9 protein-coding genes and 1 pseudogene are annotated in these 10584 nt (G+C 36.4%); 7 read left to right on the plus strand and 3 right to left on the minus strand.

What is annotated here, in order from left to right; genetic code table 11:
* The first annotated feature begins 92 nt into the window (after positions 1-92).
* From A5844_RS00020 to A5844_RS00030, 3 genes are all read left to right on the plus strand, one after another.
* Entirely contained in the window at positions 93-785 is a 693-nt protein-coding gene (locus A5844_RS00020; protein WP_086284049.1) for a DNA-directed RNA polymerase subunit omega, read from the plus strand.
* Positions 786-1223: 438 nt separating this feature from the next.
* Complete coding sequence (locus tag A5844_RS00025; protein WP_086283033.1) at positions 1224-1421, plus strand: cold-shock protein; 198 nt, start codon at positions 1224-1226, stop codon at positions 1419-1421.
* Between the two features lie 340 nt (positions 1422-1761).
* Positions 1762-4608: an endo-beta-N-acetylglucosaminidase gene (locus tag A5844_RS00030; protein ID WP_086283034.1), complete on the plus strand. Its 2847-nt coding sequence runs from the start codon at positions 1762-1764 to the stop codon at positions 4606-4608.
* Between the two features lie 180 nt (positions 4609-4788).
* Here A5844_RS00030 and A5844_RS14050 read toward each other — a convergent pair whose 3' ends face one another.
* Together A5844_RS14050 and A5844_RS14055 are read right to left on the minus strand one after the other, a co-directional pair.
* Positions 4789-4953: a hypothetical protein gene (locus tag A5844_RS14050; protein WP_154670124.1), complete on the minus strand. Its 165-nt coding sequence runs from the start codon at positions 4951-4953 to the stop codon at positions 4789-4791.
* Between the two features lie 352 nt (positions 4954-5305).
* Positions 5306-5455, minus strand: a complete 150-nt coding sequence (locus A5844_RS14055; protein ID WP_164498433.1) for a hypothetical protein — start codon at positions 5453-5455, stop codon at positions 5306-5308.
* A 536-nt stretch (positions 5456-5991) separates the two neighbouring features.
* Between A5844_RS14055 and A5844_RS00035 the strand changes: the two genes are divergently transcribed.
* The 3 genes from A5844_RS00035 to A5844_RS00045 are packed head-to-tail and all read left to right on the plus strand — an operon-like array spanning position 5992 to position 8283.
* The gene (locus tag A5844_RS00035; RefSeq protein ID WP_086283035.1) at positions 5992-6633 is read left to right on the plus strand and encodes a YfbR-like 5'-deoxynucleotidase; all 642 of its coding nucleotides are present in this window, start codon (positions 5992-5994) and stop codon (positions 6631-6633) included.
* Positions 6634-6674: 41 nt separating this feature from the next.
* Positions 6675-7376 carry a carbonic anhydrase family protein gene (locus tag A5844_RS00040; RefSeq protein ID WP_086283036.1) on the plus strand — a complete coding sequence of 234 codons (702 nt, stop codon included), beginning with the start codon at positions 6675-6677 and terminating at the stop codon, positions 7374-7376.
* Positions 7377-7380: 4 nt separating this feature from the next.
* On the plus strand, positions 7381-8283 hold the full coding sequence (locus tag A5844_RS00045) for a LysR family transcriptional regulator (RefSeq protein ID WP_086283037.1): 903 nt from the start codon (positions 7381-7383) through the stop codon (positions 8281-8283).
* A gap of 136 nt (positions 8284-8419) precedes the next feature.
* On the opposite strand, the gene efbA is transcribed toward A5844_RS00045, so the two are convergent.
* Positions 8420-10120 (minus strand): fibronectin-binding protein EfbA, encoded by a 1701-nt coding sequence (efbA, locus tag A5844_RS00050; protein ID WP_086283038.1) that lies wholly within the window; start codon positions 10118-10120, stop codon positions 8420-8422.
* A gap of 371 nt (positions 10121-10491) precedes the next feature.
* On the opposite strand from efbA, the pseudogene A5844_RS14835 reads away from it, so the two are divergent.
* Positions 10492-10584 (plus strand): annotated as a pseudogene (locus tag A5844_RS14835) (toprim domain-containing protein); the annotation flags it as partial.

Genomic DNA, 10584 nt, shown 5'->3' on the forward strand with positions numbered 1-10584 from the left:
GTCTAATTAAAAAAAGGATATGAGTTGCTATTTTGTGAAAATTTTATATAATACGAATGATTATAAAATAAAAATGAAAGGGTGTTGTAATGTTGCGTAAAAAAGTTATTGTTGGTGCTATGATGATAGTGGGATTGATGATTGTTGCTTTTGCAGGAAAACAATATGCGGATAATGTATTGTTATGGGGTGGTGAAGCCAACATCGAAACCATCACTTCAAATTTAGATAAACTTGATAGTGAATTAACAAACAAAAAGAACGCATTGAGAGAACTAAACACTAAACTTTCAGACAGTAATGCTCAATTAGAACAAGCAAAAAAAGATAGCCAGAATTCTCAAAATAAATTAAATGAACTAGAAAACCAAAAGAATCAGCTACAAGGGGAAAAAACAAGTTTAGAAAGTCAATTGAATAGTAAAAGCGCTGAATTACAAGGAAAACAAAATGAAATTACTGCAAAAATTGAAGAAATCAATCAAAAAGTCAATGAAATCAATCGACTAAATACTGATTGGACGACTCGTCTACAAGAAGCTCAAAACAAATGGAACGAAGCACAACAAACAAATACGAACTTGAATCAACAAATTGCTAATTTAACAAGTGAAAAAGCAAACGTTCAAAACCAGTTAGAAGAAACACAAAGAAAATTAGATGAAGTAACTGCGGAAAATGTTAACTTGAAAGATTATATCAATAAATTACAAAAAGCGAAAAATGAAGTTGACGACACAGCAAGAAAATCACAAGAAATTGTTAATAAGCATATAAGTGAATAAGTTTTTCCAGTGAATATAAGAAAAAAATCGTTGTAAGTGAAGAATTGAAATTCACCTAGCGAAATAATAACGACTGTTATCTGTTTTGGATAGATGAGTTAATGGTTTAGGGACTGCCCAGTGGGTGGTCCTTTTTCCTTTTAGACAGTAAAATAAGGGATACTGAGCATGGAATTATTGCGAAAAGAGAATTATTCATGCTAATGTCTTAAGTTTAATGATCAGTTTTAGATATGTGATCGATATTCCTACATATCCTTAATTGATTCACAGGCAAGTGTAAATTGTTGTACTTTGTAATCATCCATGTTATAGTAAATAAGTAATCTAATTTGAAACGTAATCTGAGCGATATATTCACAGTATAAACACTCCTTTTACCAAGTATTATTAATTGCAACAAAACACGTATGATATACGTATCAGGAGGAAATATATATGAATAACGGTACAGTAAAATGGTTCAATGCAGATAAAGGTTTTGGTTTTATCACTGGTGCAGATGGCAATGATGTATTTGCACATTTCTCAGCGATCCAAGGCGACGGATTCAAAACACTTGATGAAGGCCAAGCAGTTACTTATGATATCGAAGACGGTCAACGTGGCCCTCAAGCAGTAAATATCGTAAAATAATCATAAACTTTAACCATCTCCTAGGGGGATGGTTTTTTTTGTGTTTTTTTCAATCTTTGACAGAGTGAAACTATTGCTTTGGTTGCACAACTATACGCGTAAAATATATGACGATATGTGCATTTGCTGGTACTTGATTCATAAAAAAATACTCAAGACTAAAATCGATAGATTTATTATTGATTTATACCTTTAGATAAGGTCTATAATTCCTCTTGTTTTTAAGAGATTGCTTATCTATAGTTTGTACTTAATGTTCTATGATTTGTTTATGTACTTCCCTTTTAGAAAGCGCTATCATTTTTTTGTGGATACGACTATAATAGAGGGGGTAGAAAGGATGAGTTTTCGCGTAAAAATAAGTGTAGGACTGATACTGACATTGAGTGTATTAGGAATAGCGGGGTGCGGGATGACGGAAAATGCACAAACAGAGACTTTGTCTTATGCAGAAACAGAAGAAGGGAAAGTAGATCGAGGAATGGATAATCAGCCAGAATCTTCTTATTGGTTTCCAGAGGAATTATTGCAGTGGGAGTTTTCAAATGATGCAGATGCCAAATACAATGTCAGTACGGTTCCTTTAGCTGAACGAATCGAAAAAACAAAGCTAGTTCCATCAAATGATACACAAACACCGAAGATGAAGGTAGTCGCTTTATCAATTATGAATAGCAGTACAAGTGGGAATGCACCTCGAGGTATCAATACATTTGATGCGAACGTCTTTTCAAATTGGCAATATATCGATCAATTGGTTTACTGGGGCGGTTCTTCTGGGGAAGGAATCATCGTTCCTCCAAGTCCCGATGTGATCGATGCCGCACATAAAAATGGTGTACCAGTTCTCGGAACGATTTTCTTTCCTCAAACTGCTCATGGTGGAAAAATCGAATGGTTAAATACTTTTTTAGAAAAAGATGAACAAGGACAGTTTCCTTTAGTTGAAAAATTAATCGAAGTATCAAGGGCTTATGGATTTGATGGTTGGTTTATCAATCAAGAAACGGATACAGTAGTCACCAGTTTTGATGAAGCAAAAGAAAAAGCCTCGGAAGAGAAGTCTTCTAATGACTCTCAAGGGTTAAATAAAGAACATGCGGATCGAATGCAAGAGTTTATTAAGCAATTCAAACAAAAAGAGGCGGATTTAGAAATCATGTGGTACGATTCCATGACAGCGGATGGGAAAATGGATTGGCAAAATGCTTTAACAGATAAAAATCAAGCTTATCTAGTCGATGCTGAAATGAATCCAGTGGCAGATAGTATGTTCTTGAATTTTTGGTGGAATACAGATAAGTTAGCGAGTAAGGAACTGCTCAAAGCATCAAAGGCAAGAGCAGAAGAATTAGGCATTGATCCATATGATCTATATGCGGGGATCGATGTCCAAGAAAATGGATATGCTACACCAGTTGACTGGAATTTATTTCTCGATAAAGACCATACACCTTACACATCTTTAGGTTTGTATGTTCCAAGCTGGACCTATTCATCTGCGAGTGATCCTGATGATTTTCAAAGTCGTGAAGAAATGTTTTGGATCAATGGAAAAAGTGATCCAACAAAAGCAACGGTCCCTAAAGAAGATGAATGGCCGGGGATATCCGCTTATGCATTGGAGCAGACGGCAATTACCTCGCTTCCATTTGTGACGAATTTCAATGTTGGGAATGGCTATAATTATTTTATCAATGGGGAAAAGGTATCAACTAGAGATTGGAATAATCGCAGTATGCAAGATGTGATGCCGACTTATCGCTGGATTTTTGATCATGAAAAGAATAACGCTTTAAAAGCGACCATGGATTATGCTGATGCTTATAACGGTGGAAACTCATTATTATTCAGAGGCAATATGGAACAAAAGGCAGCAAGTACAGTTAAACTATACAGCTTAGCCACCAAGTTAACGAAAAATACGTTAGTCACTACAACAGCAAAAGCAACGAACCCAACACAACTTGATTTAGTTTTGACATTTGATGATGGTAGTCAAGAAACGATTACAGCTGATAAACAGGTAGCAAAGGATTGGTCTACTGTGTCCTACGATATGGGTAAATTTGTAGGAAAAACAGTGACTTCTCTTTCCTATAAAATTAGTTCAGAAGAAACAAATGAGTCTTATGAACTACGGTTAGGCCAACTTGCCATGACCGATAAAAAAGCAAAAACTAAATTAGCTGTGAAAGATGTCGAAATCGAAGATGTGATTTTTGATGAAGAAGAAAGCAATTATGCAGGCGTTCGTTTAATCTGGAATGACCAGAAAAGTCAAGCAGATCATTATGAAATCTATCGGATCAATGAAGATGAAACACGTTCTTTCTTAGGTGCTACCCCTGCAACAAATTACTATATCAATGCCTTAGAGAGAACGGATAAAACCAACCAAACCAAACTAGAGGTGGTTCCCGTCGATTTGTTAGGAAATAAGGGGAAAACTGCTAAATTCGTTACATTTGATTGGCCGAATAATCAATTACCAAAAGCTAATTTCACCGCTTCTAAAACGTTGATTACGCCTGGTGAAAAAGTCACATTTACGAATACATCTTCTGCCAATACAGAAAAAGTTACTTGGGAGTTTGAAGGGGGCGACATCGCTACAAGCAACGAGGAATCACCAGTAGTGACTTTCGATAAAGAAGGTGTGTACAGTGTGAAATTGATAGCAGAGAACCAATCTGGGCAAACACCAGTTGAAATGCGAGGACTGATTACAGTCAATCAGAAAGTACCAAAAGACTTATTGTTGCTATCTCAAAATGCTCCAACTGATGCCTCTTCATTTACAAACGACTCAGAAGCACCTAACTTAGCGGTGGATGGTAAGTTGGACACGAAATGGTGTGCAACTGGGACACCGCCACATGAGATTACAATTGATTTAAGGACTATCCAAACTGTGAGTGAAGTCCACTTGGCCCATGCGCAAGCCGGTGGAGAAGGCGAGGATATGAACACAAAAGCCTATACGATTCAAGTGAGTGAAGATGGCAAAGAATTTACTGATGTTTCCAGAACCGTCAGTAATACGGAAATGAATACGGTGAATACCTTTGCAGCGGTAGAAGCTCGTTATCTTAAATTAAGTGTGGATAAACCGACTCAAGGATCAGACACTGCCGTACGTATTTATGAATTAGCGGTCTATGGGATGGAGGGGGCTTTGCCGTAAATTATCACCAGAATTCGAATCATTCAATAGTATAAAAAAGAGACAGGATCGGTTTACTGACGAGCATTCAGAAAAGGACACCTTATAGTTGTCAATATTTTTGGGGAACATCTTCTGAATGCTATTCCTATGATTGATCTTTGCCTCTTTTTTTATAATTTGAAATTAACACTTCTGGCATTATTCTGAACGGTTCATCCGTTTTCTTTTTTCCATGTAGGTCAAAACACCAACGATCAAAACAACGATGAAATAAGAAGTCCAGCTGATGATATTAAACATTAATAAAATCAAGCCGATCATCATACATAATAGCAACATCCAAACGGTTAGATTTCCTTTCAATCCAATCCCTCCTATCTAAAGATGAATTTTAACATAAAATACCACGAGGTGTTATGATGATTACGAAGAAACAGGGAAAAATCCGAATAACCGTATTTTTCCATTTATTTAAATGAATACGATTCAAAAAAACAAGTATAAACCTGAAAAGTCGAAGCTGTTTGATTTTGGTTGCGTCTAAGGAGGGAGTTAAGTGATGAATGAGGCCATGAGTTGCCACTAAAAGGAGAAATCAATTGAAATAAATGGCGAATTTAAGAGATAAAAACAACGAAAGCCACCTACTTTGTACTTCTAGTAGGTGGCTTTATAGTGAACTAGAGCTGCAATCGTCCATTCGAGGTTTTCACTCCTATGCGGATTTTTTTAGTTCTTGCACTGCTTGTTCGATCGTCACGCCAGTTGCTACGCGGTTTGAATCAGTTTTGTCAAAAACCACAAAAAGATTTAAATCGGTATTTAGTGTGACACGATATTGTAATTCTTTGTTATAGAATGTCATAGTCATTCTCCTTTCTGTTAACTTTAATGAAAGGCAACGATACGTTGATAACGAAATTCCGTCTTTAATTATAGCACGGCTTTGATTCATTAGCAACTGTATCTTTATTAAATAATAATAATTATAAAAAGGATCAAATACAGGAAACTCTATAGTAGTAAGCAAGAGAGAAAAGACGAGAAATGGGTAAAAAAAAATGAAAGATGATCTTGGGTCTACCTTAAAAAGAAGGCCAGTGATACAATTGGTAGAGGGAACGCCATCAATACCATTTAATAATCATCCTTAAAGAAAATAATCGATTTTCTTGATTTTAATCGATCAATCATTGAAAGAAATATCATACATGTGGTATGTGAAGAATCGATAATCTATGTCTCTATTTTTTATCCAATACTGACTCATTTGCAATAATTCTGTGCAGTATTTGTTTTTTGAATGAAAAGTAGTTAAGATAAAAAGCTGAAAATTTGCAGTTATCAGTTATTTAATGATAAGATATTCGGAAAAAGTAACTTGACTAGGGAGGAAACTTTATGGGATTAAATGAATTTATCTTAGGATTGAACAACTTAGAAAAGATTACTAGAGCGCCAGGATTCTTTAAACATACGGAGCATACTGTTGCTGCTCATTCATATCGAGTGGCTTCCATTGCTCAAGTATTAGGGGACATCGAAGAAGTATCTGGACAAGCGATCGACTGGAAACTCTTGTATGAAAAAGCGTTGAACCATGACTATACGGAGCGTTTTATTGGAGATATCAAAACACCAGTGAAATATGCTAGTAAAGAATTACGAGGGATGCTGCAAACTGTTGAAGAAAAAATGACAGATGAATTCATCAATCAAGAAATACCAGAGGAATTTCAAGAAGTTTATCGTCGTCGATTGTTTGAAGGAAAAGATGACACGGTTGAAGGAGAGTTATTGGCGATTTCAGATAAAGTAGATCTTTTGTATGAGTCTTTTGATGAGATTATCAAAAATAATCCTGAAAAAGTATATAAAGAAATGTTTATCGAAGCTGTGACAACGATCAAAGGTTTTGAACATCGACCATCTGTCCGCTATTTTTTTAATGAAATCTTTCCTGAATTGTTAAATCAAGAATTTTATGGGAAAGAAGATTTTTTAGCGACTGTTTCAAGTATTGTAAAAAAAGAGAATGAATAATAGAAATACCTTTGTGGTAGCAAATGCAGGAGGAAATGTAGTTGAAAAAGAATATGGATGTTGAATGGGGTTATTCTGGAGAAAGAGGTCCGGAACATTGGGGTGAATTATGTGATTGGTTTGCAAAAGGAGCCGAGTTTTCTTTACAATCTCCTATACCTTTAGCCAAGGATGAAACAATCAGTGGTGTCGGTGAGCCAATTTCGTTTCATTATCGAAAACAGCGGTTTACAGATAAAGAATTCAAAAATACCATCCATTTGGTACCATTTGATCAAATCAGCTATGTAGTATTTAATGATGAAAAGTATTATTTAACAGATATCCATTTTCATATGCCTTCGGAACATGTGATCCACGGGAAGCAAGAAGCCATTGAATTTCATTTTGTCCATATGAATGCGCGTAAAGAAAATTTGGTGGTTGGTGCGATGTACCAATTAGTAACAGATGAAGGCTGGCTATATGACCGAGAAAATGGTGATAGTTGGGACGTTGAAACCCATGAACATTGGACAAATCCTGCTGTTTTCTTTCCCGAGAAAAAAAGTCACTATCATTATGTCGGCTCTTTGACTACCCCACCGACAAGTGGGCCGATCCAATGGTTTGTGATGGACAAAGTAGGGAAACTAAATAAAGACTTTTTAATTCCTTTTAAAGGACAGTATGCCCAACCAAATAATCGACCTCTACAACCATTGAAAAATCGAACAATCCATTATTACGAGGGAACGGTATAAGGATATGAACATCCAACAATTAAAATATGTGACTGCTGTAGCGAACAATGGCAGTTTTAGAGAAGCAGCTAAGAAGTTATTTGTGTCTCAGCCTAGTCTTTCAGCAGCAATCAAGGAATTGGAAAATGAGTTAGGCATCCATCTATTTACGAGAACCCATCGTGGGGCATATTTAACTGAAGATGGCCAAGCATTTTTAAAAAGGGCAGAACGAATCTTGATCCAGCTAGAATCTTTAGAAAACTATTATCTGACAGCTGAAAAACGGGAAAGCTTTTCGATTGCTTCCCAACACTATGATTTTTTAGGTCCACTCACAGCAAAGTTGATCGAAGAATTCAAAGAAGAAATCAAGCAATTTCGTATCATGGAAACAACTACAGCAACGGTTATCGAAGAAGTCCAGCAACAACATAGTGAATTAGGCATTCTTTATATGAATGATCATAATCGTGCAGGGATCAAACGATACTTAGAACAGGGAGAATTGGTAGCTCAATCTTTAGGTCGGTTCAAGACCCATATTTTTTTAAGACAAGGACATCCATTAGCCAACCAAAAAGAAATAAGAAGAGAAGAACTGTCTGCATTTCCTCAAGTCCGTTTTACGCAAGATGGGAGTAATTTTCCTTATTTTTATGAAGACTTGATTGAGATCCCAGAACAAGAATCGGTGATTTATACAAGTGATCGTGGAACACTGATGAATATCGTGTTAGAAACAAATGCGTATGCTTCAGGTTCAGGGATCGTGATTGGAGAAATCAAAGAGTATTTACGCTTGATTCCTTTAGCCGATAGCCTTTGCAATGAATTGTATGTCATTTATTCTACGAAACATCCGTTAAGTGATATTGCTCAACGTTTCATCCGTAATTTGAAAGAAGTCATTCAACAAGCAAACTAAACAAAGCTAAACAAGCCAACCTTGAGGAAACTTCCTTATTGTTGGCTTGTTTAGCTTCGTTTAGTATATTTCATATGCTTCGTATTCACTCTAAAAAGATAATCCGTAAGAATGTTGACTCCCGTGTGTCAACTTACTACTTAGATCTCAACGACTGGATTTTTTCTTCTTCCGGGGTCACAATGATCGTTTTTTGATTTTCATAGATCACATACCCAGGTTTGGCGCCATTTGGTTTACGGATGTGTTTGACTTGCACGAGATCTACAGGTACTTGTGCAGAATGACGGTATTTTGAGAAATAAGCGGCTAATTCAGCTGCTTGGGTGATCGTCTCATCGGAAGGTTGGTCACTTTTAATAATCACGTGAGAACCAGGAATATTTTTTGCATGTAACCAGTAATCTGTTTTTCTTGCTGTTTTCATCGTTAACTGATCGTTTTGCAAATTATTCTTTCCGACTAGGATCTCTGTACCGTCTGAAGAAAAATAGCGATCTGGTTGAGAAGCTTTGGCTTTTTTTTGTTTTTTAGCATGTTTCTTCTTCAGATAACCTTCAGAAAACAACTCTTCTTTGATGATTTCGATATCCATCGGTCCGGCGATCTCCAATTGAGAGAGGACAGATTCTAGATAAGTGATCTCATTTTTAGCTTCTTCGATTTGTTTGCCAACCAATTTGACAGCATTTTTGAGTTTTTGGTAACGATGAAAATATTTTTGCGCATTTTGGTTAGGTGTTAATGCTGGATCAAGATTGATCGTGATGGGTTGATCTTCTTCATAATAATTTAGTAATGTCACTTCAGTAGCCCCGCGTGGCACTTGTGTCATAAATGTTGTCAACAATTCACCGTTTCGGCGAAAATCTTCGGCGTTTTCTGAATCCTTGAGTGTTTGTTCTCGTTTTTTCAATTTATTGCGATTTCGTTTCAACTCGTTCTCGATTTTACGGATCAGTTCGCCACCTTGTTGCTTGGCACGATCCTTTTCTGCTTTTTCGTGATAGTAAGCATCTAAGAGAGCGCTCAAGGAGTCGTATTCTTGCTGATTAAGGGCTTCGGTTGCCAAACCTTGAAATGGCACTGGCGTGAAGTATTCTTTGGTTGATAGCTCATAAATCATTGGACGAGGCTGCTTGATTGATGCAAAAAACTCTTCCCAGACGATCATTTTCTCATTTGGTCGTTTTGTCAGACGATGGATGAGTTCTTGTGCGGTATCATAGCCTAATCCTTGGAATTCTTGCTGTAAAGCTTTTGGTGTTGCTTCAATCCTTGACAAGCGATGAAAAACTTGTTCTTTCGTTGCTTGGAATGGGTCAAGCTGTTCTTGCAATGGGGGAGCAATATATTCCACACCCGGCAATAGCGAACGATAAGTATTTTGGGAACTACCGATATGTTTGATCGCATCAAGGATCTTTTGACTTTGTTGATTGACTAATACGATGGTACTGTGACGTCCCATCAATTCGACGATCAAGACAATCTGCTGCAAATCACCTAGTTCATCCCTTTTTGAAAAATGAAAATGGATCACTCGGTCATTTTTGATTTGCTGGATATCTTCTAATATCGCACCGTCTAAATGTTTGCGCAGCATCATCACGAAATTCGGTGGGGTGTCTGGATTTTGATAATCGATTTGGGTGATTTGAATACGAGCATAACTTGGATGGGCGGATAAAAGTAATCGGTGATTCTTTCCACGAGAACGAATCACCAAGATAATTTCATTTTCGTAAGGCTGGTGGATTTTTGAGATCCGACCAGTTAAAAGTGTTTCGCGTAGTTCATTGGTCATTGCATGGGTAAATACACCATCAAAGGACATGATTCATTCCTCATTTCTTTTCATCATTAGTTTCATTATAACGAAAAAATGTGTGAAAGACCAATGGGGGAGATAGGAGGGATGGAATAAAAGGAAGTAAGACAAGAATCAAAAAAGAAAAGAGTTGTGTTTTTCTTTCGTTTTCAAAGCAATTTTATGTATAATCAAAGAGAGTTGTTATGAAAAAGAAGGTGTTTATTTTGGTAGAAGAGATTAAAAAGCAAGTAATAGAAAAATATGAGGAAATTTTAGAGAAATTTGATTTCTGTCTCTTATACACATCTAGATGTGTATAAGAGACATGCTTAATATATTGTCAAATGCGAATAGATGTTCCATAATAAGAAAGTCGGATCAAAGGAGGGTAAATAATGAAAACAGTCATCTTAGCTGAAAAACCATCTCAAGCAAAAGCATATGCGGAAACTTTCAAAAAAAGAAAAAAACAAGATGGCTATTATGAA

Source organism: Candidatus Enterococcus wittei (assembly GCF_002140175.1).
GTDB lineage: Bacteria > Bacillota > Bacilli > Lactobacillales > Enterococcaceae > Enterococcus_B > Enterococcus_B wittei.

Bases quoted from the DNA above. Each gene is read 5' to 3' on its own strand.
- A5844_RS00025 (WP_086283033.1), top strand. From the start codon at position 1,224: ATGAATAACGGTACAGTAAAATGGTTCAATGCAGATAAAGGTTTTGGT.
- A5844_RS00030 (WP_086283034.1), top strand. From the start codon at position 1,762: ATGAGTTTTCGCGTAAAAATAAGTGTAGGACTGATACTGACATTGAGT.
- A5844_RS14055 (WP_164498433.1), bottom strand. From the start codon at position 5,455: ATGACATTCTATAACAAAGAATTACAATATCGTGTCACACTAAATACC.
- A5844_RS00035 (WP_086283035.1), top strand. From the start codon at position 5,992: ATGGGATTAAATGAATTTATCTTAGGATTGAACAACTTAGAAAAGATT.
- A5844_RS00045 (WP_086283037.1), top strand. From the start codon at position 7,381: ATGAACATCCAACAATTAAAATATGTGACTGCTGTAGCGAACAATGGC.
- efbA (WP_086283038.1), bottom strand. From the start codon at position 10,120: ATGTCCTTTGATGGTGTATTTACCCATGCAATGACCAATGAACTACGC.